Source organism: Bacteroidales bacterium (assembly GCA_016707785.1).
Classification (GTDB): domain Bacteria; phylum Bacteroidota; class Bacteroidia; order Bacteroidales; family UBA4417; genus UBA4417.
In genome coordinates this window covers 122981-146539 of record JADJGZ010000004.1, presented here as the reverse complement: position 1 = coordinate 146539, position 23559 = coordinate 122981, and the positions used below count along the sequence as shown (strand labels likewise).

At 42.2% G+C, this 23559-nt stretch carries 27 protein-coding genes and 1 pseudogene; 19 read left to right on the top strand and 9 right to left on the bottom strand.

What is annotated here, in order from left to right; all coding sequences use genetic code 11:
- Positions 1–68: 68 nt before the first annotated feature.
- The 9 genes from IPH84_04045 (at position 69) to IPH84_04005 (ending at position 5866) form a co-directional block, all read left to right on the top strand.
- Positions 69–1244, top strand: coding sequence for a molybdopterin molybdotransferase MoeA (locus IPH84_04045; GenBank protein MBK7172407.1), 1176 nt, complete (start codon positions 69–71; stop codon positions 1242–1244).
- Entirely contained in the window at positions 1228–2028 is an 801-nt protein-coding gene (locus tag IPH84_04040; protein MBK7172406.1) for a radical SAM protein, read from the top strand. Before IPH84_04045 ends, IPH84_04040 begins: the two co-directional genes overlap by 17 nt.
- Before the next feature lie 86 nt (positions 2029–2114).
- Positions 2115–2588, top strand: a complete 474-nt coding sequence (gene moaC / locus IPH84_04035) for a cyclic pyranopterin monophosphate synthase MoaC (GenBank protein ID MBK7172405.1) — start codon at positions 2115–2117, stop codon at positions 2586–2588.
- Positions 2589–2674: 86 nt separating this feature from the next.
- Positions 2675–2881 carry a hypothetical protein gene (locus tag IPH84_04030; GenBank protein MBK7172404.1) on the top strand — a complete coding sequence of 69 codons (207 nt, stop codon included), beginning with the start codon at positions 2675–2677 and terminating at the stop codon, positions 2879–2881.
- A 7-nt stretch (positions 2882–2888) separates the two neighbouring features.
- Positions 2889–3389 carry a PrsW family intramembrane metalloprotease gene (locus IPH84_04025; GenBank protein MBK7172403.1) on the top strand — a complete coding sequence of 167 codons (501 nt, stop codon included), beginning with the start codon at positions 2889–2891 and terminating at the stop codon, positions 3387–3389.
- Positions 3370–3891 carry a hypothetical protein gene (locus IPH84_04020; GenBank protein MBK7172402.1) on the top strand — a complete coding sequence of 174 codons (522 nt, stop codon included), beginning with the start codon at positions 3370–3372 and terminating at the stop codon, positions 3889–3891. Before IPH84_04025 ends, IPH84_04020 begins: the two co-directional genes overlap by 20 nt.
- Before the next feature lie 61 nt (positions 3892–3952).
- On the top strand, positions 3953–4876 hold the full coding sequence (locus IPH84_04015) for an MOSC domain-containing protein (GenBank protein ID MBK7172401.1): 924 nt from the start codon (positions 3953–3955) through the stop codon (positions 4874–4876).
- A gap of 407 nt (positions 4877–5283) precedes the next feature.
- Entirely contained in the window at positions 5284–5679 is a 396-nt protein-coding gene (locus tag IPH84_04010) for a DUF2178 domain-containing protein (protein MBK7172400.1), read from the top strand.
- A complete protein-coding gene (locus IPH84_04005; protein ID MBK7172399.1) occupies positions 5672–5866 on the top strand; it encodes a helix-turn-helix transcriptional regulator in 195 nt (64 codons plus the stop codon). The genes IPH84_04010 and IPH84_04005 overlap by 8 nt, the downstream gene beginning before the upstream one ends.
- A 23-nt stretch (positions 5867–5889) precedes the next feature.
- On the opposite strand, the gene IPH84_04000 is transcribed toward IPH84_04005, so the two are convergent.
- The 5 genes from IPH84_04000 to IPH84_03980 form a co-directional block, all read right to left on the bottom strand.
- The gene (locus IPH84_04000) at positions 5890–6339 is read right to left on the bottom strand and encodes a C_GCAxxG_C_C family protein (protein ID MBK7172398.1); all 450 of its coding nucleotides are present in this window, start codon (positions 6337–6339) and stop codon (positions 5890–5892) included.
- Between the two features lie 236 nt (positions 6340–6575).
- Entirely contained in the window at positions 6576–6929 is a 354-nt protein-coding gene (locus IPH84_03995) for a nuclear transport factor 2 family protein (GenBank protein ID MBK7172397.1), read from the bottom strand.
- 85 nt (positions 6930–7014) lie between these two features.
- On the bottom strand, positions 7015–7530 hold the full coding sequence (locus IPH84_03990) for a nitroreductase family protein (protein ID MBK7172396.1): 516 nt from the start codon (positions 7528–7530) through the stop codon (positions 7015–7017).
- A 314-nt stretch (positions 7531–7844) separates the two neighbouring features.
- Positions 7845–8417 (bottom strand): YdeI/OmpD-associated family protein, encoded by a 573-nt coding sequence (locus IPH84_03985; protein ID MBK7172395.1) that lies wholly within the window; start codon positions 8415–8417, stop codon positions 7845–7847.
- 99 nt (positions 8418–8516) lie between these two features.
- A complete protein-coding gene (locus IPH84_03980; protein MBK7172394.1) occupies positions 8517–9818 on the bottom strand; it encodes an aminopeptidase in 1302 nt (433 codons plus the stop codon).
- Positions 9819–9943: 125 nt separating this feature from the next.
- Here IPH84_03980 and IPH84_03975 point away from each other — a divergent pair, with 125 nt between their 5' ends.
- The 3 genes from IPH84_03975 to IPH84_03965 are packed head-to-tail and all read left to right on the top strand — an operon-like array spanning position 9944 to position 11449.
- Positions 9944–10504 (top strand): HDIG domain-containing protein, encoded by a 561-nt coding sequence (locus tag IPH84_03975; GenBank protein ID MBK7172393.1) that lies wholly within the window; start codon positions 9944–9946, stop codon positions 10502–10504.
- A gap of 37 nt (positions 10505–10541) precedes the next feature.
- Positions 10542–10859, top strand: a complete 318-nt coding sequence (locus IPH84_03970) for a septum formation initiator family protein (GenBank protein MBK7172392.1) — start codon at positions 10542–10544, stop codon at positions 10857–10859.
- A 47-nt stretch (positions 10860–10906) separates the two neighbouring features.
- A complete protein-coding gene (locus IPH84_03965) occupies positions 10907–11449 on the top strand; it encodes a DUF4468 domain-containing protein (GenBank protein ID MBK7172391.1) in 543 nt (180 codons plus the stop codon).
- Positions 11450–11484: 35 nt separating this feature from the next.
- Here the strand turns inward: IPH84_03965 and IPH84_03960 are convergent, their stop codons facing one another.
- On the bottom strand, positions 11485–12198 hold the full coding sequence (locus IPH84_03960) for a serine/threonine protein phosphatase (GenBank protein MBK7172390.1): 714 nt from the start codon (positions 12196–12198) through the stop codon (positions 11485–11487).
- A 65-nt stretch (positions 12199–12263) separates the two neighbouring features.
- Complete coding sequence (gpmA, locus tag IPH84_03955; protein ID MBK7172389.1) at positions 12264–13010, bottom strand: 2,3-diphosphoglycerate-dependent phosphoglycerate mutase; 747 nt, start codon at positions 13008–13010, stop codon at positions 12264–12266.
- A 190-nt stretch (positions 13011–13200) separates the two neighbouring features.
- On the opposite strand from gpmA, the gene IPH84_03950 reads away from it, so the two are divergent.
- Positions 13201–13812 (top strand): polysaccharide deacetylase family protein, encoded by a 612-nt coding sequence (locus IPH84_03950; protein MBK7172388.1) that lies wholly within the window; start codon positions 13201–13203, stop codon positions 13810–13812.
- 47 nt (positions 13813–13859) lie between these two features.
- On the opposite strand, the gene IPH84_03945 is transcribed toward IPH84_03950, so the two are convergent.
- Positions 13860–15797: a T9SS type A sorting domain-containing protein gene (locus IPH84_03945; GenBank protein MBK7172387.1), complete on the bottom strand. Its 1938-nt coding sequence runs from the start codon at positions 15795–15797 to the stop codon at positions 13860–13862.
- 287 nt (positions 15798–16084) lie between these two features.
- Here IPH84_03945 and nadE point away from each other — a divergent pair, with 287 nt between their 5' ends.
- The 6 genes and pseudogenes from nadE to IPH84_03915 all read left to right on the top strand — a co-directional run bounded on the left by nadE (position 16085) and on the right by IPH84_03915 (position 23033).
- Positions 16085–17065 carry an NAD(+) synthase gene (gene nadE, locus IPH84_03940; GenBank protein ID MBK7172386.1) on the top strand — a complete coding sequence of 327 codons (981 nt, stop codon included), beginning with the start codon at positions 16085–16087 and terminating at the stop codon, positions 17063–17065.
- A gap of 97 nt (positions 17066–17162) precedes the next feature.
- Positions 17163–18743: an AMP-binding protein gene (locus tag IPH84_03935; protein MBK7172385.1), complete on the top strand. Its 1581-nt coding sequence runs from the start codon at positions 17163–17165 to the stop codon at positions 18741–18743.
- A 282-nt stretch (positions 18744–19025) separates the two neighbouring features.
- Positions 19026–19279: pseudogene (locus IPH84_03930) on the top strand (acyl carrier protein).
- Between the two features lie 4 nt (positions 19280–19283).
- Complete coding sequence (gene asnB, locus IPH84_03925; GenBank protein MBK7172384.1) at positions 19284–21257, top strand: asparagine synthase (glutamine-hydrolyzing); 1974 nt, start codon at positions 19284–19286, stop codon at positions 21255–21257.
- 71 nt (positions 21258–21328) lie between these two features.
- Positions 21329–22690, top strand: a complete 1362-nt coding sequence (locus tag IPH84_03920) for an Ig-like domain-containing protein (protein MBK7172383.1) — start codon at positions 21329–21331, stop codon at positions 22688–22690.
- Complete coding sequence (locus tag IPH84_03915) at positions 22638–23033, top strand: hypothetical protein (protein ID MBK7172382.1); 396 nt, start codon at positions 22638–22640, stop codon at positions 23031–23033. Before IPH84_03920 ends, IPH84_03915 begins: the two co-directional genes overlap by 53 nt.
- 50 nt (positions 23034–23083) lie before the next feature.
- Here the strand turns inward: IPH84_03915 and IPH84_03910 are convergent, their stop codons facing one another.
- A complete protein-coding gene (locus IPH84_03910; protein ID MBK7172381.1) occupies positions 23084–23389 on the bottom strand; it encodes a helix-turn-helix transcriptional regulator in 306 nt (101 codons plus the stop codon).
- Between the last annotated feature and the right edge of the window lie 170 nt (positions 23390–23559).

The window sequence follows — 23559 nt, the reverse complement described above, 5'->3', positions numbered from 1 at the left end:
TTTCTCATGTGCCGGCAGTTACTCTCAACTCCTCTGAATAATTATCTTTGTGTCCCTGAAATCAGAAAATGATACTTTTCGAAGAAGCACTTGTCATTATTGAGAAAACAGCCCGGCCCATTTCCACTGAAAGGGTTAGCCTGATAGATTGTTCAGGAAGGATACTGGCAGAAGATATTTACTCTGATATGGACATGCCACCTTTTGATAAGTCTGCGGTGGATGGATATGCATGTCGCCACTCGGACCTTGGGGTTAACCTCAGGGTATTGGAGGTAATCCCTGCTGGTAAAGTGCCTCAGTTTAAAGTGGGTCAGGGGGAATGTTCCAAACTGATGACCGGGGGTATGCTACCAGAAGGTGCCGATACGGTCATTATGATAGAAGATGTGGAAACCGTCTCAGCCGGTACGATCAGGTTTATTGCTGATAAATCCGCATCTAACATATGCATTAAGGCTGAAGATCTCAGAAAGGGAAGCCGGGTGCTGGAAGCAGGCACCCTACTTCGTCCGCAGGAAATTGCGGTTTTAGCAAGCGTTGGGGCAGCGAAACCCCTGGTTTTTAATAAATTCCGCATAGGGATCATTACCACAGGGGATGAACTGGTGGAACCCCATCAAGTTCCGGGTCCCTCACAGATCCGCAACAGCAATGCCTGGCAACTCATTGCACAAATCGGGCAATCCAATGCCATTGCTAATTATTATGGAATCGCCATCGATGATGAAACCAGTACTTTAGCTCTTATTGAGAAAGCATCCGCAGAGAATGATATTGTCATTCTTACAGGCGGTATTTCCGTAGGTGACTTCGATTTTGTTCCTGCGGTGCTTGAAAAGGCCGGATTTGACCTGTTATTCAGGAGCCTGGCGGTTCAGCCGGGAAAGCCAAGCATTTTTGCCATCAGGAACCATACTTATGTATTTGCATTACCCGGAAATCCTGTCTCGGGTTTTGTGCAATTCGAATTATTGGTCAAACACCTGATGAATCATTGTGTAGGTAATACTGCTCATTCAAAAACACTGCGACTGCCATTGGGATTCGATTACCGCAGAAAAAGGACTGATCGCAAAGCTTTCGTCCCTGTTGTGATTTTAAAAGATGGAACTATTGGTAAAGTGGATTACCACGGTTCAGCACATATTCATTCCTATATCCATGCCGATGGATTCATGGCGGTTGAATTAGGTGTTCAGGAAATATTGAAAGGAAGCCTTGCCGATGTTCGACTCTTATAACCGGAAGATCCACTATTTGAGAATATCAGTGACTGACAGGTGTAACCTGCGATGCATGTATTGTATGCCTGAAGAAGGTGTGGTCATGATGAAACATGAGGATGTCCTGCGTTTTGAGGAAATTCTTGAGGTGGTTGAAGTGGCTGTGGAGCTGGGCGTAGATAAAGTGAGGATAACCGGTGGGGAGCCCCTGGTAAGAAAAGGAATCCTCTCACTGGTAGAAATGATTTCCAAAATAAAGGGAATCAGGGACCTGGGGATGACAACCAATGGTATCCTGTTGGAAGAATTTGCTTTACCTTTAAAAGAGGCCGGTTTGCATCGGATCAATGTCAGCCTCGATTCCCTGGACCCTGAAAAATTCAGGACCATTACCCGGGGAGGTGATGTGAATAAAGTTTTGAAAGGGATTGAAGCTGCACGAATGGCCGGACTGTATCCTGTAAAAATAAATTGTGTGATTAAAAACACGCCTGATGAACCCGATGCCCTGTTAATAAAGAAGTATTGTGAAACTAATGGCTTGATGGTCCGCTTTATCAGGGAAATGGACCTGGAAAACGGAGAATTTTATGTAGTTCATGGTGGGAGTGGAGGGGATTGTGCCCGTTGCAATCGTTTACGACTGACGGCCAATGGTATGGTGAAGCCCTGTCTTTTTAATGACATGGAATTCAATGTCAGGGAACTGGGGGCCAGGAAAGCGATTGAATCAGCCCTTGAAAAGAAGCCTCCCTGCGGTACCATGAATTTGAATAGCGAGTTCTTTAATATAGGAGGATAGATTTACACGGAAACTGCCTACTTTTATCTTTGATGCTGATAGTATCCTGCCTGATCACAATTTGAACATAAAACTCATATAGAGGAATGAACTCAAAAAAGACGCCCCAACTTACGCATACCGATGCCCGTGGAAAAGCACGAATGGTGGATGTTGGTTCAAAACCTGCACAATTCAGAATAGCAAAGGCTGAAGGATCGATATTGCTGGGCGATGAAACCCTGAAACTGATCAGGGAAAATGCCATCAAAAAGGGAGATGTTCTTACGGTAGCTCAAATAGCGGGTATTCAGGCAGCCAAACAAACCCCGCTACTGATCCCTTTATGCCATTCCCTGCTTTTAACTAAGGTAGATGTTCAACTTGCTATTGCTCCGAATGGGGTAAATTGTTCTGCCGAGGTGCACTGTAACGGACAGACGGGTGTTGAAATGGAAGCCCTTACAGCTGTTTCCGTGGCTTTATTAACTGTTTACGATATGTGCAAGGCGGTGGATAAATCTATGGTGATCGGACAGGTCAGGCTCATCGAAAAAACAAAATCAGATTTACCATATTGATGATTTTTTGATCTTAGAATGGATTCCTTTAGGCTGTTATTGAAGTCGCTTCTCCTATTAAAACACAAACCGCCAATACTGAGTCAATGATAACCCTTTTAATACTTTCACTTGCCCCGGTTTTTATACTCCTGGCATACGTGTATTTCCGCGATAAATACGAGAAAGAGCCTTTTGGACTCATTTTAAGGGGATTTATTGCCGGAGCGCTGATACTATTCCCGGCAGCTTTTTTAGAACAGGCTTTAATGAAAATATTTCCCGGTTTGCAGGGGATGGCCAAAGGCATATGAAGGCTTTATTGTTGCAGGCGCAACAGAGGAGGTCTTCAAGTATGCAATCCTTTTTCTGTTATTTTGGAGGAACCGGAATTTCAATGAAAGGTTTGATGGTATTGTATATGCAGTGGCCGTTTCCCTGGGTTTTGCAGCTGTGGAGAACATTTTTTATGTGTTTGAAGGCTCCTATACTGTTGGTCTCCTGAGGGCTGTTACTGCTGTTCCCGCTCATACACTTTTTGGAATAATGATGGGGTATTACCTGGGATTAGCTAAATTTATACCCGAAAGGGAAGCGGAATTTCTCTGGAAAGCTTTTACCATTCCCTGGTTGTTTCATGGAACGTATGATTTCCTGATACTTTCAGGGCAACCACTGCTCATCCTGGGATTTATTCCTTTCCTGATCATCATCTGGAGAATCGGTTTAAAACGTATGAAATTGCATTCCGAAGCTTCCTTGTTTCGCAAAGTTCCACCCCCTCCTCCAGGCCAATATCCTCATGACCAGATCCTACCATAAATTTAAGCCCGGTGCACCTAAAATAGTGCTCATTATCCTGGGGGCTTCCCTTTGGGCTTATGCATCCTACCGTATCCTGCATCTGGGAATTGAAATGATAGAGCATAATGCACTGCATCACTGGCTAAATTATTTAATCGGTCTGGCAGGCTTTTTCCCGTTCTTCCTCCTGGTATTCAGGAAAGTTAGCAAAAGATATGTGAACAGGATTATTCATCATAAGTATGCCAGGCCCTGTATTTTTGGATTCTTTGACCTGAAAGGCTATCTCCTGATGTCATTTATGATTCTTTTGGGTGTGTTTTCCAGCCGATGGGAACTGATCCCGGAACTTTATAAAGGCACATTTTTTATCTCCCTTGGATTGTCGTTGCTGGCCTCCTCCATTTTCTATGTGATAGAAGGTGTGAAGTTTATTAAGGGCAGAAATGATCTGCCGGATGAAAGACTCAGCAGGGCTGCAAATTACCGGGAAAGAGATCCTGGCGAGCGTGGGACATAATATTATGGTTCAGGAATTTGGAAGCACTTAAGTAAATTAAAACTGGTTGATAAGTCAAAGTATGAAAATTGTATCTGTAAATATTTCTGAAAAAAAAGGAACCATAAAATTACCGGTGCCTGAGATTATGCTTAATGAACGGGGTGTTCAAGGTGATGCACATTCAGGTTCCTGGCATCGGCAGGTAAGCTTACTGGCGGTCGAAAGCATTCATAAATTTACAAAGGAGGCAGGCAGACAAATTAATTTTGGTGAGTTTGCCGAAAATATTACTACTGAAGGGCTGGAATTATGGAAAAGCCATCCCCTGGATAGAATCTCCATCGGAGATATAGAGCTGGAAGTCACCCAGATCGGGAAAGAATGTCATGGCACTTCCTGTAATATTTTCAGGGAAGTCGGGAATTGTGTGATGCCAAAAGAGGGGATCTTTGCCAGGGTACTCAGGAATGGAGTGGTTAAGGCAGGTGATGTATTCACTTATTCCCCAAAAGTCTATAAAGTTCAGGTACTTACCCTCAGCGACCGTGCCAGCAGGGGAGAATATGAAGATAAATCAGGTCCTGCAGTTACTGCTAAATTAAGTGCCTGGTTTGAGGAGATGGGCTGGCAGTATTCTATCGATAATACCGTGATTCCTGATGATGAAGACGAGCTTGAATCGCTGGTTGCAGGCTTTGTAAATAAGGAATCTGATTTTATCTTTACCACAGGCGGCACAGGCATAGGCCCCAGGGATATCACGGTGGATGTGATCCGCCCCATGCTTCAAAAGGAGATCCCGGGGATCATGGAGCTGATCAGGTACAAATATGGAAGCCAGAAACCCAATGCCCTTATTTCGAGGGCGGTGGCCGGACTCACTGCCAATACCTTGATTTATACCCTTCCCGGAAGTGTGAGGGCTGTAGATGAGTACTTAACGGAAATTCTTCCTACCCTTCGCCATTCCGTCATGATGCTTCATAGCATTGATGCTCATTAGTCCAAATTTGAAACCATGATGCCAATACGGGACAATATTCTAATATTGTGCAAGTGATGGCGTGTTTTCAATTTTGAAACAAATTCCCGTTGTGATAAACAAGGATGTTATTCCTTCGGCCATTCCGGTATAACAATCTGTATACGGGTCACACCTTCGGGAGTCCTGACTGATAGACCGGGATTTATGGGTGTATGCGAAAACTGGTTAAAAAAATTCATGGTTTGGTGGATTTATAGCCTCTTCTCGAAAAGTCCCATTTTACTTTTAGTACTTTGATAATCAATTATATGTAAAATTTAGGTATGACAGTTTAAGCATCATAGACCTTAATAATTTTATCTTATTTGTCGAAAACGTGTTAGAAATATATAACTTTGTGTTAGAAAAATATAACATTAGACATTATGAAAAGATCTGTACTTGCAATTATAGTATCTGCCCTGATACTTCTCAGCAGTTTGGTTTGGCTGTTCAATTCCGCTTCCATTACCTGGGGCGAAAACATTCAGCTCATCATTATCATGGTCATTGTGGCTTTCGGACTTTATTTTGCCTATAGGCGGCTTACAAGTGTAAAGAGAGGAGAGCCGGCAGAAGATGAATACTCAAGAAAAGTATTACAGAAAGCTGCAGCCTTATCTTTTTATATCTCCATTTATCTTTGGCTGGTGATCATGTATCTCACGGATAAGTTTAAGCCTGAGACGGATGTGATGTTTGGCTGGGGGATCCTTGGAATGGCGGTGATTTTTGCCCTGAGTTGGGTGTATTTTAACTTTAGAGGGATCAGGAATGAATAACAGGATCAGAGAGCTAAGAGCAAAACATAATCTTACCCAGGATGAGTTGGCAAGAAAGGCCGGGGTGAGGCGCGAAACTATTGTTTTCCTTGAGCAGGGCAAGTATAATCCTTCCCTTCGGTTAGCCTATGATATTGCGCGGGAATTCGCCCTAACCATCGAACAGGTTTTTATTTTCGAAGAATAATCCTGAAAAACTAGAATCAATCTCTAAGTTTTAGGCTCAGCCAGTAATCCTTCCACCAGGTTTACCGCATCTTTTACACATCGCAGGCATACTTTTTCAGTCAGTTGTAATTCCTTGATTTTAGCTTTTCCCTCTTCGGTATTCATATCAAAACCAAGTAAATCACTGCATTCAATACTGTGATGTTTCCCTGTAAATTCCTCAACAAACTTTCTGATGAGCCGGTAGGTCTCGTCCTTTTTTTCAGATTCTCCAACCTGCTCATGGCCTTTGAGAAAGCCAATGGCCATTACACCACCGGTGACAGCTCCACAGGTCTTCTGAAGCCTTGCGATCCCTCCACCAAAACCGGAGGCTATTTTCCGGGCAGTACCCGGGTCAAGTCCATGCTTCTCCGCAATAGCAGTAAATACTGATTGGGAACAATTAAACCCGCTTTCAAAATAAAGTGTTGCTTTGTCTTCCCTGTTCATTTGAATTGAAATTATCGTGACAAAGGTAGGATTATAACCACATTATAAAAATACGCCTGCGTCCTTGCGCATACCTGGCGTCCTTGCGGTGATATTTTATTCTGCATTGAATCCCTTGTTACCAATATTTTCTGAATTTTCTGCAAACAATAGTAGTCCGGTTAAAAAAAGCGCCCTTAATCATTTGATTAAGAGCGCTTTTTTTAATTTAAGCCAGCTACAGCTATACTTTCCAATTACGCACCGTAAAAGAATCGTTCATTTACAATTTTACCATCTTTCCAGTGTTGCACAGCCACCTGTGTGTAATTACGGTCACCATAATCCTTATGTGAATAATCCAGGGATGATACCACCATTGATACATTGTCGCCAATAGCCACATCATGAACCTTGGCGCCACGGAAAGCAGTAATGCCTGCAAAGAAATCAAGTTCGCGCTGACGGTTTGCATCTTTCCCTACTGTAGCAGGGTAATTGTTTTCCTGCATTACTACATCTTCTGCATAGTATTTTTCAAAAGCATCCATTGCTTTACCCTGCAGAATCATATTGTTCAGGTCATCGACCCAATTTTTAATTTCACTCATTGTATTATTGTTTTATGTTTAATGAACTTTCATAGAACATTAAACAGTAATACCAGCAGGAAAGTTTTGAAGGAATGACAATTTTTTATTTGTAGATCACAACATCATGCAATTGCTTCCTCATAATGGCAGTCCTGCTTACAAATCCAGGTCTGGGATATCCCAATGGAGTTATGCCGTAAACCTGCATGCTTTCTTTGAGTCCCAGCGCTTTACGAAGAACTTCAGGTTTGAAGTTTGTAACCCAGCAACTACCTACGCCTTCATTGGTTGCAGACAATATCATCTGGTGCATGCAAATGGCCAGGTCTGTCTGCAACGAATTGAATCCATCTTCTCTTTCCCAACCCTGGTCAAGGTCACCGGTTACAACCAGGATATGAGGGGCGTCATGAAGCCATTGACGGGTATAACATGGATGAACTTCGGCAAGTTTCTCAGGACTTGAAATCAGCCAGAATTCCCAGGGCTGATAATTGGCAGCTGAAGGAGCAAGCCTGCCAGCTTCAAGAATGCGTTCGAGTACTTCTTTCGGTACCGGTCTTGATGGGTCATAATTGCGAACACTTTCGCGCTTAAGGATTACATCTTTGAATTCCATGAATGATTATAGTTTTGAGTTAATTTAATTTTTATGTAGAACCCTGTCGGTCAGTCAGACTCAGAGCCAAAAACTCCCCTTTTGGTGCCCAGTGCCCAGTGCCCAGTGCCCAGTGCCCAGTGCCCAGTGCCCAGTGCCCAGTGCCCAGTGCCCAGTGCCCAGTGCCCAGTGCCCAGTGCCCAGTGCCCAGTGCCCAGTGCCCAGTGCCCAGTGCCCAGCACTCAGCACCCAGCACTCAGCACTCTCAGCACTCAGCACTCAGCACTCAAAGCCCATTCACACTAAAGCAAATATAGCGTAAATCCTTAAACCGTTTACTTCAAACCCAGCTTTTCACCTTTTTCAAGGGTAGAGATTGCTTCAATCATTCTTTTCCGCCTGGTTTCGGGCCGCCTTGCACTTGAAATCCATAGGGTGAATTGATTCCTGTGAGTGGCCGTAAGTGAATGAAAATAGTCTGAAGCTGCGGGAAATTGTTGAAGCATTGATTCCCAGGTTTCAACATCTGAGCCTTCCAACTTTTTATGAACCCGGGCTGAGTCTGACGGAATCCACCGATCCTTGAATTTTAGTCCCGATTCATGCATCTTTCCTTCTTCAAGCAATCGTAAAGCATGCCTGATATTTACTTCTGACCAGTTTCCCTTAACCCTCCTCGGAGTAAACCGTTGAATATAGGCTTCCTTGTCAATACTTTTAACAATGCCATCGATCCACCCGAAACACAGGGCCTCTTCTACGGCTTCTTTGTAGGATAGAGACTCTTTCCCACTATTCTTTTTATAATACTGGATCCAGAGTTCCGTGCAGGAGTCATGATGGTTCAACAACCAATTCCTGAATTCTGAACGGTTTTTGAAAAATGTAGTTGTATCAGGATTTTTCATGTCTTTTGTTTGATTAAAAGATCGACTCCGCCAAGGTGATCTGCCCAGTTTTCAGGGTAGCCATCGAAATAATGTGTCCAGGAGATACCTCTTCTTAGGTTAATTTGTTTGAAGCGGCAAGACTATTTTTTCCCCCAGCCACTCTTCCAGCTTGCGTACAACTGTCTCCTGCTGGGTTTTATCCAACCCTGTGATAGTTGCCCCATGGGTTCCATCCTTAAGGATCATTTTCAGGGAACGGCTCCCTGGTTTTATTATAGGAGCAGTTGCTCCCCAGGGATCTGATTCTCCATAAATGAAAATCATATGATCCGGATCACTTTGCATGAAGTTTTTAAGTTTCTTGATATAAGTACCATCCCAGCGGGCGTCAGAATCCTTTGGGACAAAAGCTGAATTTGGATAGTCTTTGTGTTTCAGGTATTTACGAAATGGCCACTCATTGTATTCATAATACCCCAATTGCGTGTAGAACTGGTAGTTGGCAGGTGCAAAATCATCTGCTGATTCAGTATACCAATAGGGGTTCACAATTCGAATCAGAAATCGCACCATCTTATCAACATCGGTTTTGGTTTCATCCGGAAGCACTGCACAGTCAGCGGTATACTGCCAGAATGAGAAAGGGAATTCCAAAACTGAATAGTCAAAGGCGGATTCTGCATCCATGATTTTGAAAGAGTAACCTTGTTTTTTACAAAGGCTCTCATAGATGGGAAGTGTTTCTTTCTTGTTTTTCAGGAGGTATTCCTGGATTCGGGTAATATGATCCCGGCATTCTTCGGTCCCCACTGTTTTGAAATGCCGGTTGATCCTGCCATCCAGCCTTTTATAATTTAAGGGAGCTACATAAGGGATAGTGGCGTCTACATCATCAGGATAGAAAACCTTATAGGCAACAGCTGTTTGTCCTCCCTTGCTTACACCGGTTGTAATCCATTTTCCCGGGTAAATCTCTTTAAAAAGTAACCTGATCGCATGATAATCAGCGGCATCCTGCTCTGCATTCAGGTATTTCCATTCCAGCTTTTCGGGAGCAGAAGCCCCGAAAAACCGATGCTCTACATATATCTGATTTGCATTAAGCAAGGTAGCCGGCTCATTGATCAGAAATCCATTCATCCATTCAGCACCATAACCTTCCGTTTCCATCACAACAGGTCGGTCGAATCCACGGTGCCCTACAAAAATGCGTTGTTTAAAGGTTTTCCCACCTGGGTTGGAATGATCCAGGGGCTGTGGCAGCATGAGCACATAGAATTCAGTCCAGGCTGAACTATCTGCTTTTTTAACTTCTGCTCCCGGAATGGATTTTAAAAACAGGTACAATTTACTATCCTGCGCAATACAGAAAACAGGAATGATAAGTAACAGGATAGCAAGGTGAAGAGAATGTCGCATAGTTTTTCCGGATTAGAATCAATAAAACAAAAGTATCGAATTAGCCATTTCAATCCATGTAGTTTTTACAACTATTAAGGAACATTGATGAACAGTTTCCATAAATTTGTAACAAAATCCGACGTATGATCTTACCTCGTGAACAGGCCATAGCTCTGCTATATAAAAACATCAAAAATGAAAAGATGATTGCTCATTGTCTGGCTTCTGAAGCAGTGATGCGTGCATTGGCTTTACGATTAGGTAAAGATCCTGAAGGATGGGGCCAGGCCGGGCTGCTGCATGATATCGATGTTGAGATTACCCAGGCTGATCCCCTCATTCATGGCCCGGAAGGGGCAAAATGGCTGGTTGAGATGGGTGTTGATGAAGAGATCACAGATGCAATTGCTATGCATAATGAAATGGCTTCAGGGAAGGAGAGGAGTACGGTGTTTCAGCACGCTCTTGCAGCAGGTGAAACTATAACCGGGTTAATCACTGCTACAGCCTATGTTTATCCTGATAGGAAAGTAGCCTCTGTTAAGTCAAAATCGGTAGTAAAACGGATGAAGGAAAAAGCTTTTGCTGCTTCTGTCAAGAGGGAGAATATCATGGAATGCGAGAAAATCGGGATACCCATCGATGAATTTGCTGCTTTGGCAATTGGGGCAATGGCAGGGATTGCAGAAGAAATCGGGCTATGATAAGCCTTTTTGATAACTATTGTTTATCTTTGAATTTATGTTCAGGAAAATATACGACCGGATTCCTCGTTTTATTAAAAACAAATACTTTATCGCATTTACGGTATTTGTAATCTGGCTGCTATTCCTTGACCGGAACAATTTTATCGCTCAATGGGGATTGCGGTCGGACCTGAAAAAACTGCAAAAGGAAAAACAATTCTACCTGCAAGAAACTGAGAAGGATAGTATTGATTATCAAAAACTTCTGAATGATTCATCCCAGGCTGAGAAATTGGGGAGGGAAAAGTACCTGATGAAACGCGACAGTGAAGATATTTTCCTGATTGTCCGTAAACCCAATATCAAGGATTGATTTTTTGAGGCACGAAATTTGCTCCTTTAAAAACCAAAATTTTTAAAATGAAGTTACTAGTCCCGGCATACCTGGTCTTTCTTTTCTTGACAACTACAGCCATAGCGCAGGAAAACACTGCTGCCCTTCCCATCGACCCCGACACCAAACTGATCACCTACAAAGAGGTTGTACAGCAGGAAGGGAATAAACTTGACTTGTTCAACAGGGCCGTTGAATGGATCAATAAGACTTATAAAAATCCTGCCGATGTTACCAAAGTGCGTAATCCCGAAACCGGGCTAATTGAATTGATTCACCGTATCGAACTGACTTTGGATGAAAAAGGGGTAACACGTGCCGGTGGCATTGTTGATTATACCCTGAAACTGGAAATGAAAGAAGGTCGTTACCGATATACCATTACCAATTTTAACCTGAAGCAGGCATCCAGGGTTCCTATTGAAAAATGGCTGGATAAAACAGATAAAGCATATACCCCATCATTGGATCTTTACCTGGCACAGGTTGATGATCATACCCGCAAACTTATAGAAAGCCTGAAGAAGGGGATGGAACCCCCTATACAAAAGAAAGTGGATGATTGGTAAATCCTCCACTTCCTTTTATCCTTAAACTGGATTCCTTAGAAATCCATATTTGCAATAACTTTCAGATTAAGTGTATTCAGTTCCAGGGCGGTCAGGTTACCGAATCCAGGACGGTTTGACATATATACACCGTTGTCAAGGGCTATAAAGTTGAAATTTGTGGAATTTACACAACTGAAAATAAATTCCAGGTCAACAGGTACATGCCCATGAATGATCCTTTTACCATTAAGTTTTTCAGGGTCAATATCATAGTCACGGATCCACATCATTGCATGTTCATCCTCAAAAATATTCTCATTTTTGAAATTGAATCCTGCATGCACTATCAGGTAGTTTTCCCAGCTGGCATAATAGGGTAGGGCGCTTAACCAGTCAACATACTTTTGGGGAATCTCACTGAGTCGTTCTACCTCAAAACTTTTTAATGTTGCTTCACCTCCAAACCGGAACCACTCTTTATGTGTCCTGTTCCTGCCCATAAACCGGTCGAGGAAACCAGGGTGCTGATCTTCAATGATGGCCTTGAGCATGTAATCTTCATGATTCCCGCGTATAGTGGTAACCATATAACCTTTCGCTTCAAGGTTCATGATATAATCAATTACTCCCCTGCTATCAGGCCCCCGGTCAATGAAATCACCAAGGATGAAGAGCTGATCGTTCTTCTGCAGCTTTATCTCCTTCTCTATAACTTGCCGAAGGGTAATAAGGCAGCCGTGAATATCAGGAATAACCCAGGTGTTCATTTTCTTTCTTCAATTATTTGATTCAGAAGGGAATGGGGAATAACTTGCCATCCCTCCCATAATGTTTATTTTTTTGATTTTCCCTGGTTGGCTACTTCTTCCATTAATTTCTTAATAACTTCCGGGTCGCCAAGGAAATAATCTTTCTGAAGGTTGAGCTGATCATCAAACTCAAACACATATGGGATACCTGTGGGCAGGTTAAGGCTGACAATATCCTGGTCACTGATGTTTTTCAAAACTTTAATAACTGCCCTGAGACTATTGCCATGAGCTGCTACCAATACCTGGTCGTAAGTTTTGAGAGATTCACGGATATCCGATTCCCAATAAGGCACCATTCTTTCAACAGTTTCTTTAAGAGATTCGGTGAGTGGTGCATCATTACCTATTGCCTTATACCGGGGATCCAGTCTTGGATTTCTTGGGTCATCAGCGGCAAGTGGGGCAGGAGGGACATCGTAACTTCTCCTCCAGACAAGTACCTGGGCGTCACCATATTTTTCTGCAGTTTCTGCTTTATTGAGGCCTTGCAGATTTCCGTAATGCTTTTCATTCAATCTCCAGCTCTTTTTGACTGGTAACCACATCTGATCCATCTCTTCCAGGATGATGTTCAGTGTTTTATTGGCTCTTTTTAGGTAAGATGTGTAGGTGATGCCAAAATCAAATCCATTCTCCTTCAATACTTTACCGGCTTCATGGGCTTCATTTACGCCTCTTTCGGAAAGATCAACATCAGTCCAGCCTGTGAAACGATTTTCTTTATTCCAAACACTTTCACCATGGCGGACAAGGACAAGCTTTTTCATACTATAGGTTGTTAAAGTTAATGACTGGAGAATAGAAAGGTTATAAAATTGCAGTGCAAAAGTAATTCATTTCTAAGGAAACATGGTAAAGCCTGAATCTCAAAAAACCTTAAAAGAATTCATTCAGGAAAATAGCCTACTTTAGATGTTTCAATTTCCAGGATGTGAAGCCTGGTCCCAGACTTTTCCTATGTACCTTAATAAAATTCCCGGATTCCTGAGATACTTATTGCCCTCGCAGCTTGAGTGGGTTCAACCGGCCCGGCAAAAGGAGATTTATCTCACCTTTGATGATGGGCCTATCCCGGAAATCACACCATGGGTTTTAAAACAATTGGATGAGCATAAGGCTAAAGCGACATTCTTTTGTGTCGGGGATAATGTCTCAAAACATCCGGAAGTCTTCCAACAATTGCTGGATTCTGGGCACTCCATTGGGAATCACACTCATAATCACCTGAAAGCCTGGAATACAGACTTGAAAGATTATCTTGAGAATGTTTCACTTTGCAATTCGTTGGTCAACAGTAAGTTATTCAGGCCTCCGCATGGACAGATTACACCCAGGTTAGCTCGTAAACTTAGTAAGGAATACAGGCTGATTATGTGGACCCTGTTAAGCCGGGACTTTGATCAGCAGGTTTCACCTTATGAATGTCTCAAAACCTCTATTGAAAATACTAAACCGGGGACCATCATAGTTTTTCATGATAGTCAGAAAGCCTGGAATCGCCTCGAATATACCTTACCCAGGTACCTGGAGCATTTTACTAACCAGGGATTTACTTTTCGTTCCCTTTAGAAATATTATGCCAGATTATCAGTTGTTCTTCAGCTTTGAAGAAAGCATTATTTCACAACAACAAATTTCCTTACCCAATGGTTGGAGCCGGAATAAAGGTTCAACAGGTAACTACCATTAGCCAGATGATTGATATCTAAGATCAATCTTTCATTTGTATTTTCTATCAGTCTTCCCGGAACCTTAATGCCATTTAATGAAGTAATGGTGATAGTTGAAAATGTACCGAGGTTATGAAGTACTTGTAGAATCTCAGAAGCCGGATTAGGCTGAAGCTGAAGGAATTTCCCGGCTGGAAGTTCTTCCCTGCCAAGTGCAACCTGGTTATTGGCAGAAATCAGCCAAAGGTCCGGATCTACCTTAACGGAATCTATCCTGAACCCGGGATCAAATTCAAAAACCTGGCCGCTAAAGGTATGATCGAATACTACCAGGGTATCTTGCCCATTTCCATAGAATTTCAGAGGAACAGGCAGATGAAAGAATGCTACAGAGTTATGGGATTGGGTCTGATTAATGGTTACCGAAGTATTTGTACCGTCCACTTGAGAGCATTGAACCTGGTAGCTGGGATAGCCTTCCTTATATATCCAGTCGTCAAAGAATTGGGTAAGATCCATTCCGGAAGTTGCTTCAACATGGGCCTTGAAGTCGGCAGTCATTGCAAAGCCGTGCCTGAGTTCAGGATCCTCCAGGTAATTCCTCAAAGCCTCAAAAAAAGCGGTATCACCAATGACCCATCTTAGTTGGTGTAGCACCATCGCCCCTTTACTGTATGACAAGCGGGAATCGAAAATTCTTCCTACACTGGTTGTATCAGTGCAATAAACTGAACCATCAGGGAAATAGGTGACCCAGGAGTGATTCTGACTCAACCATTTCAGCCAATCAGTGGTTGGGGTGAGGTGTTCATACATGAGTCCTGCGCAATAGGTAGCAAACCCCTCATTCAGCCAGATGTCGTGCCATGAGCCACAGGTCACCATGTCACCAAACCATTGATGGGCTAATTCATGTGATAGAATTTCAATATTATAGGCAGATTGCCCTATAAATGTCATGGTTTGATGTTCCATTCCGCCTCCCCATCCAAAAGTGGCATGTCCGTATTTCTCATGTTCAAATGGATAGTTCCCGAAACGGTTCCCAAATAATTCATAAACAGGGATAAGCCTTCCCGTTTGAATGGTACAAAAAGCAGAATCTTCAGGATATACATAATTTTCTATTGGAAAAGCCCCGCCTGGCCCGTTGTAGTATTCGGTGTAGTGTGCATAGTTCGTTACAGCAATTGCAATCAGGTAGCTCACGATAGGGTACTTATGCTTCCAATGAGTGACTGTGAGGTTAGGTCCATAAGGAGACTCTCCGATAAGGATACCATTGGAGGCAACCTTGTTACCATTTGGAGCAGCAACAAATATATCTATTGAATCAATTTTATCGGTTAGGTCATTTTTTGAAGGCCACCAGTCACTGGCGCCATAAGGTTCAGAAAGTGTCCATAAGGCATCAGCTTCACCATGTTTTCCTATTCCAAAAGAGCCAAATCCTGAGTTTGGTGGTGATCCGTGATAAAAAATCGTTATGGAGTCCAATGCACCTTGAGGGATAATTTCACCGAAATTAACTGTTACCAGGTTGCCTGAATGGTTTACACCTAGTTTGAATCCTCTGTGATAGGCGGAATCCGCAGAAAGTGAATCAGAGAGTTCAAACTGAATCGAGGTCATAAGCTGGGAGGTCGATACATAATAGGATGTAACAGATCCGCGTATGGCAACCTGTGAGGGGTCTACCAGCCATTGAAACCGATGATATTTGAGATCGTAATTATTGTTTAATCCTGAATTATGCCTGGTAAAGTAGGATAGGAAAGATGATTTCTCAGAGGCTGATATCAGTTCCAGATGGTCAGGTATTTGTGCAAAACTCATACTGTTAATCAACAGCATGATAAAAACAATGGGGGAAAATTTATTCATAGGGTTACAGATTGCAGAATTGAAAGGTAAAGTTACTGCGAAAAGCGGCAAAATCTTGATATTAAATAAACCATTGTCACCTATCTTTGTTGATTATAATTTCATTATCAAATATTACGGCATCGAAAATGAAAGATCTTTGGCAAGCCAATGAAAATCGGTTTCCATAAGGGCATAGAATGGCAAGTATTGCTAATCAAATTGTTAATATGTATTTTATTGGATACATTTGTGCCGGATTTTGGAAAGTTGAAAGCAAAAAGTTATAAAAGAAGTAAGAATTTAGAATGAAATCAATGAATTCAATTAAGTTTTCAAAGGATATACTTAAAATACAAGATATTGATAATGAGATTATCAAGATATGTAAAAAGATCCAGGAAGATATTACGGTAAGGCTTAGAAGAAAAGGTGCGATCGTTGGTATAAGTGGCGGAATCGACTCTTCAGTAACGATGGCTCTGGCAGCTAAAGCCTTAGGGCCTGAACGGGTTCTTGGAATTATGCTTCCTGAAAAGGAGTCGAATTCTGATAGCCTTAGATTGGCCAGGGATCTTGCTGACAAGTTTGGGGTTCCCTCTTTGGTGGAAAATATCTCCGGAGCTCTTGATGGATATCGTTGCTACGACCGCAGAGATGAGGCTATAAAAAGAGTGTTTCCCGAATTTGATCCTACAACTTACAAGTCTAAGATTGGAATTCACCATTCAAGTATTAAGCAAAGCCTGCCTCCGATATTTTACCTTACTATTATATGCCCTGATGGAATTGAGAAAAAGAAAGTTTTACCGGTCAGGGAGTACCTGCAGATTGTTGCTGCTTCAAATTTCAAACAGAGAAGCAGGATGTCGATGCTTTACTATCATGCTGAATCATGTCATTTTGCAGTAGTAGGGACGGCCAATAAGCATGAAGTGGAGCAGGGTTTCTTTGTAAAACATGGTGACGGTGGAGTTGACTTAATGCCTATTGGGAATTATTATAAATCACAGGTATACCAGTTAGCTGAGGTACTTGGTATTCCTGAAGAAATTATTCAACGTATACCCACAACAGATACCTATTCAGCAGAACAGTCACAGGAGGAGTTTTTCTTCCAGTTACCCTTCATTGACCTCGATTTATTATGGTATGCATTCGAAAATGAATTCAATATTGAAGAGGTTGCTGAGGTAATGGGGAAAACATCACAGGAAGTAGAGCTGATATTCAATAACTTTAAACGGAAACAGAAAACCACAGAATACCTGCGGTTAGGAGCTCTTTAATATCTGCTAAAGATTACTTTTTCCCGAAAAGTAAATAATCTTTAGGGGGCCACAGGTTATTTCCCCTATTTACTGTAAACACTAAATAACAAACCTGATGCCTGAGATACCGCAAAGATTGCTTGGGGAGTCCTTACTGATTTCAGCCCGGAGATTCCCCGGAAAAACGGCAATCATAAACAGGGGTATAGAGTATACTTACGAGCAATTTCTGTCTGACGCCCTGCGTTTAGCCTCAAATATGGCAGGCAAAGGCCTTGAAAAAGGGGACAGGGTGGCCATTTACCTGCACAATTCCTGGCAATGTGCCCTTGCGATTTATGCTACCAGCCTGGCAGGCGGAGTTTTCATGGTAGTTAATATACAAACAAAGGCCAGCAAGCTCAATTATATTCTCAATGATAGTACTGCACGTTTTATCATTACAGAAGACATGATGCTGGCGGAAATTGACAAAGCACTCGAGGGGAATGACTCTGTTAAACATATCATTTTCACTGATAATAAGTGCAAGAGTCGGGAGATGAAAGTACCCGGTGAGCGATTGGAACTAATTCTTAAACCCGGCAAGCAAGATCATGAACTGCCTCAGATTATTCCCAACGACCTGGCTGCATTGATATACACTTCTGGCAGCACTGGGTTTCCAAAAGGGGTAATGATGACGCACCAGTCGATGGTTTTTACTACCTGGAGCCTGATTGAATACCTCCGATTGGAAGAAAGGGATCGCATTATGCTGATGTTACCCCTGGCCTTCGATTATGGATTATATCAGCTGCTGATGTCAGTTACATTAGGTGCGACACTTATCATTGAATACTCGTTTACTTTCCCGGCTTCCATCTACAAAGCTATTGATGCTTACCAGCCTACAGTATTTCCCGGGGTTCCCACTATTTATGCAATGATGATCGCCTCGAACAAAGAGTCGGGGATTTCATTCCCTGGAATTGAAAAGGTGACCAATACAGCGGCTGCCTTACCTGCAGAATTTATCCCCGGATTGCAACGGATTTTCCCTAATGCGCTGATTTTCTCAATGTATGGCCTCACAGAATGCAAGCGGGTTTGTTACCTTGAACCTGAATTAATTGATTTGAAACCCCGTTCTGTTGGAAAAGCCATCCCCGGTGCAGAAGTCTTTCTCCTTGACACTGACGGAAATCCTGTTTCTTCCGGTCAGCCGGGAATACTGCATGTGAGGGGGCCTCATGTTATGGCAGGATATTGGAACCGGCCAGATTTGAGTGCTGAGATGTTAAAGCCTGGAAAATTCTCCGGGGAGAAAGTGTTATGTTCCAATGACTGGTTTACAAAAGATGAAGAAGGATTTTTATACTTCCAGGGCAGAAACGATGATATCATAAAAACAAGAGGCGAAAAAGTAAGTCCTGTGGAAATTGAAAATGTGATCTACCAGTTGGATGGAGTCAGGGAAACTGCAGTCCTGGGAATCCCTCACCACTTATGGGGAGAAGCTGTGATAGCATTTATTACCATTCATGAAGGTTCAGGTATTACTGATAAAAATGTGCTTCATCAATGTGCCCGGAATCTTGAATCTTTTATGATACCATTAAACGTTATTATCCTGGATCAAATGCCTAAAAGTGCCAATGGAAAAATTGATAAGAAAGAATTAAAACCAATGGCTATGAACCTGTTCAACGAATAGTTGAGTGGGGGTGTATTACTTTATGGTATAAGAGCTATAAATTATTGTTCAGCAAGATAGACTTGTAGTCGAAATAGGTCTGAACAGTAAAAAAGAGTTGAATTGATAAAGATTGCCGGACGAATTTATTAACATTCTGTTCATCTGAAATCAGCAATTTGTACATTTGCGGGTTCGCGGGATTATTGTCTGGTTACTTGGCTCCAATCATACTGCTCATTTATTCTAGAAACAACGGACTACCACCAGATACTATTTATGAAGGCAACTATTCTAACTGAAATGTACACAACTGTCGAGTTAAAAGAATTATTAAGAACTTTCATAGCTGAAACGACTTTTACACCGGCCAGCCAGATTCACGATGATACCCTGATTTTTGTTCAGGGTATATTTGATTCAATGGGATTTATTTCGCTCATCAATTTTCTTGAGGAGGAGTTCTCATCAGGGCTGAAGATGCGGAATTACTGGAGGAAAATTTTGAGTCGATCAACGCTATAACAAGCTTTGTGCAGCGTAAATATCAAATGTAGGTAAATGTGCGGAATCGCCGGGGTATTCAACTACCATGACAAGGAACAGTCCACTGAAGCGATTCTGAAACGCATGCTTTCCATTATCAGGCATAGAGGGCCTGATGAAAGTGGAATATATGCAGGCAATGGAATAGGCCTTGGAAGTGTCAGACTTAGTATTATCGATCTGGCTTCCGGACAGCAACCAATTTCTGACGAATCAGGTAACTATTGGATTGTATTCAATGGTGAAATTTTCAATTACATAGAACTGAGGGAAGAACTCCTTAGCAGGGGAATCCACCTTAAAACCCATAGTGATACTGAAGTAGTTGTGCAGATGTATGCCTTATATGGGCCTGACTGCCTACAGCGATTTAATGGTCAGTTTGCAATCTCCATCTGGAATAAAGAAAAACGTGAACTATTCCTGGCCCGCGACAGGGTTGGGATCCGGCCTTTGTTTTATTGGCAGCAGAACCGACAATTTGCCTTTTGCTCCGAAATTAAAGGATTGTTTACTCTGGAAGGGATTCCCCGGGAAATTGATCATGAAAGTCTTGCCCAGGTTTTCACTTTTTGGACTACCATTGCTCCTTCTACTCCATTTAAGGAAATCAGGGAGCTACCTCCGGCACATTACATGATTGTTAATGACGAAGGTGTACAAATAAGACGATTTTGGAGCCTGAGCTATCCTGAAGAGCCTGTATCTTCCAAAATGTCACTTCAGGACGCTGTTGAAGAGTTTAATTCACTTTTCAGGGATGCGGTTAAGATTCGTCTCAGGGCAGATGTACCAGTAGGCGCTTACCTTAGTGGTGGCCTTGATTCAAGCATTACAACCGCTTTTATTAATGATATTGACCCCGGAATTCTGAATACATTCTCTATCGGATTCAGAGATGGGGAGTTTGATGAAACCCCTTACCAGCTGGAAGCTGCCAGGTTCTTCAAAACGAGGCATATGGCCATGGTTTGCAGTTCTGAGGAAATTGCCAAAGCATTCCCCGATACAATCTGGCACACAGAATTCCCGATTCTCCGGACAGCCCCAACGCCTATGTTTCTGCTTTCAGAAAAAGTGCGGCAAAATAATATAAAGGTTGTGGTTACCGGGGAAGGTGCCGATGAATTTTTTGGAGGGTATAATATTTTCAAGGAAGCCCGGATCAGGCGTTTCTGGGCAAAGGACCCTCAGTCAAAGTATCGGCCACTGCTTTTAAGTAAGCTCTATCCTTACCTGAAGATGATGAAAGGGATGAATAACCACTCCCTTAAAATGTTTTTTGGTTTCAGGCTCACAGAAACAGCGGACCCGCTCTATTCGCACCTGCTTCGATGGCATAATACATCGAGAATCCGATCTTACTTTTCAGATCAGCTAACATCGGGTCTTAAAGATTTTGATCCGGTTAGCGCATTATACCCCGAATTGCCACAAGGCTTTGGAAATTGGGGAGATCTTTCAAAGTCCCAATATCTTGAAGCTTCTATTTTCATGTCTGGTTACCTGCTTTCCTCCCAGGGCGATAGAATGGCAATGGGTAATTCGGTAGAAGGCCGGTATCCATTCCTCGATTACAGGGTGATAGAATTCTCTTCTCGTCTCCCGGAGAAATTCAGGTTAAATGGATTGGATGAAAAATACCTTCTGAAGAAAGCGGTAAAAGGTAAAATTCCTGATTCAATTCTAAACCGTCCCAAACAGGCTTACCGGGCTCCCATTGCCAGGAGTTTCTTTGGTCCCAATGCTCCTGAATTTGTAGCTGATTTATTCTCAGAACATAAGATTCGGCAAGCCGGATTTTTTGACCCAACCAGGGTGCAAAGCCTTGTGACGAAAGTTAATTCAGGTAGCAATTTTTCAGAAGTTGACCAGATGGCTATTGCTGGTATTCTTTCAACCCAGTTGTTGCATGAGAAGTTTATTCTTAACCGAATGCCTGATCACTCCTCTTTGCTTGGGAATATCAAGTTAATTAAGGAGATTTAGCATATTGCTTTATTCATTGCTGAATGACGGCAACAGAAAAATTGTCATCTTTGCAGTTGAAATAAAACTGCATGAAACGGTTTCACCAGGGGTTCCGGATTTTTAAAGGCTTTTTTGGATTATTAGCACTATTAGTGTTCACTTTCTCATGTGCTACCATCGTACCTCCAACAGGTGGAATAAAAGATGAAATACCACCAACACTCATCTATTCCAACCCTTTAAATAAATCAGCCAATTTTAAAGGTGACAGGCTTATACTGGGTTTCAGTGAATATATTCAACTGGTAGATATTGATAAACACCTGATTATTTCCCCTCCTTTAAATGAAGATCCGGATTTTCGCATTAAAGGCCGTTCCCTGGTTGTAAAATTAAAAGACACCCTTCGCTCCAATACCACTTACAATTTCTATTTTGGGGATGCTATTGCAGATATCACAGAAAGAAATCCTCTTAAGAACCTCTCTTTCGCTTTTTCTACCGGTTCATTTATCGACTCATTAAGCCTTAAAGGAAGGGTGACTGATGCCTTTACCCGTATGCCTGTTAAAGATGCGCTTGTGATGTTATACCGCGACCTGGCCGATTCAGTTCCTATGCTGCAAAGACCGATGTATGTGTCACGATCAGGCGAAGGGGGGGCGTTTATCCTGAATAGCCTGGCAGCAGGAAAGTACAGATTGGTTGCCCTGAAGGATGGGAATAATGACTATTTATATAATCCTGCTACAGAAAATGTTGCTTTTTACGACAGCCTTGTTGAGCCTTTATATTTGGGGCAGTCCATCATCGATACCAGTCTGAAAGTAATGTCAACGGAAGGGGAATATGCGCTGAACCTTTTCCCGGAACCGGATTCCACACAAAGGCTATTAAAAGGGGTGATGACTGCTCCACATCTGATGACCCTGTTTTTCAGGTATCCTGTGAAGGAGTTGTCTGTAGTTCCTTTGAATATGGATAGTACAGCTCAATGGTCGATGAGGGAATATTCTGCAGCCAGGGATACTGTTTATTACTGGTTGACAGGAGTGGTACCGGATACACTGAAGTTAAAAATTCAGGATGAAATTCGATTGACTGATACACTTGAAATTGGGACTACCTTTAAAATCAGATCCAATGAGAAAGGAAAGAACCAGTCCAAAGCAGATTCATCCCTTCATTTTGTTGTTCCTGTTGCAAGGACCCGGCAGTTGGAATGGAATATGCCATATATAATCACTTTCCCAAATCCGCTCCAACTGATGGATTCCTCAAAGGTTTTGCTTATCAGGGGGAAGGAGACTCCCGATACACTTTTCCCGGTATTGCAATTTGTTGACCAATTACATCGCAAGGTAAAGGTGAACTTTCCCTGGAAGACTGCAGAGGATTATGAGCTTCTGTTTCCCTCAGGGAGTTTTCAAGGATATCTATGGTGCCATTAATGATACTGTCAGGTCAAAGTTCCAGCTCCGTACAAAAGAAGACTATGGACAATTTAAGATGAATATTGTGCTTGCCACGGTTAAACATCCTGTAATTATCCAATTGTTGGGGGACAAAAATGTTGTACTACAGCAACATGTCCTTGATAAATCAGGTTGGGTTGATTTTGGTTTCCTTATTCCGGGAAAATATGGATTGAAAGCCATATATGACCAGAATGCTAATGGGAAATGGGATTCAGGTCGGTTTCTGCAATACAGACAACCTGAAAGAATTGATATTCACCCCAAAATATTTGAAGTCAGGGGGAACTGGGATCTGGAAGAAGAATGGCAAATGTAGCCCTGATTATTCCAGGGCTTCTTAGTTTGAATGGCTAGCTGCAAACAGCACTAGGCAGCATCATTGCACTTGTTGATACAAGTGATGATCTCAAGTAAAGTACTATTTTTCAATGAATAGTGGATTTGCTTGCCATCACGGCGAGAGGCCAGAATTCCTTTACTCTTCAGAATATTCAAATGATGGCTTGCAGCTGCCTGCTCGATCCTGAGTGATTCATAGATCTCAGTAACGCTCAATTTTTTATTGTTACTCAAAAGTTCAATGATGGCAATACGCATTGGATGAGCCATCGCGCGTAGCTTACTAGCAGCAGCTTCTAGCTTTACGATATCAAGTTTTAATTGATCTGACATAATTCGAATGTTTTTGCAAATATAAAAAAATACATAATACACAGATAAATATGTATATATTTAGTAGATCCTGTTGTAGAGCGGTACCTGGGGCTCGAATGGAGAAATAAATCTGAAATAAAATGTTTAATTAGGATTATTATTGATCGTAAACTCTAAAAAGACAGGTG

What these genes read in the sequence shown, in the direction of transcription:
- IPH84_04045 (MBK7172407.1), top strand. Translation starts at nt 69, where the DNA reads ATGATACTTTTCGAAGAAGCACTTGTCATTATTGAGAAAACAGCCCGG.
- IPH84_04040 (MBK7172406.1), top strand. Translation starts at nt 1,228, where the DNA reads ATGTTCGACTCTTATAACCGGAAGATCCACTATTTGAGAATATCAGTG.
- moaC (MBK7172405.1), top strand. Translation starts at nt 2,115, where the DNA reads ATGAACTCAAAAAAGACGCCCCAACTTACGCATACCGATGCCCGTGGA.
- IPH84_04030 (MBK7172404.1), top strand. Translation starts at nt 2,675, where the DNA reads ATGATAACCCTTTTAATACTTTCACTTGCCCCGGTTTTTATACTCCTG.
- IPH84_04020 (MBK7172402.1), top strand. Translation starts at nt 3,370, where the DNA reads ATGACCAGATCCTACCATAAATTTAAGCCCGGTGCACCTAAAATAGTG.
- IPH84_04015 (MBK7172401.1), top strand. Translation starts at nt 3,953, where the DNA reads ATGAAAATTGTATCTGTAAATATTTCTGAAAAAAAAGGAACCATAAAA.
- IPH84_04010 (MBK7172400.1), top strand. Translation starts at nt 5,284, where the DNA reads ATGAAAAGATCTGTACTTGCAATTATAGTATCTGCCCTGATACTTCTC.
- IPH84_04005 (MBK7172399.1), top strand. Translation starts at nt 5,672, where the DNA reads ATGAATAACAGGATCAGAGAGCTAAGAGCAAAACATAATCTTACCCAG.
- IPH84_04000 (MBK7172398.1), bottom strand. Translation starts at nt 6,339, where the DNA reads ATGAACAGGGAAGACAAAGCAACACTTTATTTTGAAAGCGGGTTTAAT.
- IPH84_03995 (MBK7172397.1), bottom strand. Translation starts at nt 6,929, where the DNA reads ATGAGTGAAATTAAAAATTGGGTCGATGACCTGAACAATATGATTCTG.
- IPH84_03990 (MBK7172396.1), bottom strand. Translation starts at nt 7,530, where the DNA reads ATGGAATTCAAAGATGTAATCCTTAAGCGCGAAAGTGTTCGCAATTAT.
- IPH84_03985 (MBK7172395.1), bottom strand. Translation starts at nt 8,417, where the DNA reads ATGAAAAATCCTGATACAACTACATTTTTCAAAAACCGTTCAGAATTC.
- IPH84_03980 (MBK7172394.1), bottom strand. Translation starts at nt 9,818, where the DNA reads ATGCGACATTCTCTTCACCTTGCTATCCTGTTACTTATCATTCCTGTT.
- IPH84_03975 (MBK7172393.1), top strand. Translation starts at nt 9,944, where the DNA reads ATGATCTTACCTCGTGAACAGGCCATAGCTCTGCTATATAAAAACATC.
- IPH84_03970 (MBK7172392.1), top strand. Translation starts at nt 10,542, where the DNA reads ATGTTCAGGAAAATATACGACCGGATTCCTCGTTTTATTAAAAACAAA.
- IPH84_03965 (MBK7172391.1), top strand. Translation starts at nt 10,907, where the DNA reads ATGAAGTTACTAGTCCCGGCATACCTGGTCTTTCTTTTCTTGACAACT.
- IPH84_03960 (MBK7172390.1), bottom strand. Translation starts at nt 12,198, where the DNA reads ATGAACACCTGGGTTATTCCTGATATTCACGGCTGCCTTATTACCCTT.
- gpmA (MBK7172389.1), bottom strand. Translation starts at nt 13,010, where the DNA reads ATGAAAAAGCTTGTCCTTGTCCGCCATGGTGAAAGTGTTTGGAATAAA.
- IPH84_03950 (MBK7172388.1), top strand. Translation starts at nt 13,201, where the DNA reads ATGTACCTTAATAAAATTCCCGGATTCCTGAGATACTTATTGCCCTCG.
- IPH84_03945 (MBK7172387.1), bottom strand. Translation starts at nt 15,797, where the DNA reads ATGAATAAATTTTCCCCCATTGTTTTTATCATGCTGTTGATTAACAGT.
- nadE (MBK7172386.1), top strand. Translation starts at nt 16,085, where the DNA reads ATGAAATCAATGAATTCAATTAAGTTTTCAAAGGATATACTTAAAATA.
- IPH84_03935 (MBK7172385.1), top strand. Translation starts at nt 17,163, where the DNA reads ATGCCTGAGATACCGCAAAGATTGCTTGGGGAGTCCTTACTGATTTCA.
- asnB (MBK7172384.1), top strand. Translation starts at nt 19,284, where the DNA reads ATGTGCGGAATCGCCGGGGTATTCAACTACCATGACAAGGAACAGTCC.
- IPH84_03920 (MBK7172383.1), top strand. Translation starts at nt 21,329, where the DNA reads ATGAAACGGTTTCACCAGGGGTTCCGGATTTTTAAAGGCTTTTTTGGA.
- IPH84_03915 (MBK7172382.1), top strand. Translation starts at nt 22,638, where the DNA reads ATGAGCTTCTGTTTCCCTCAGGGAGTTTTCAAGGATATCTATGGTGCC.
- IPH84_03910 (MBK7172381.1), bottom strand. Translation starts at nt 23,389, where the DNA reads ATGTCAGATCAATTAAAACTTGATATCGTAAAGCTAGAAGCTGCTGCT.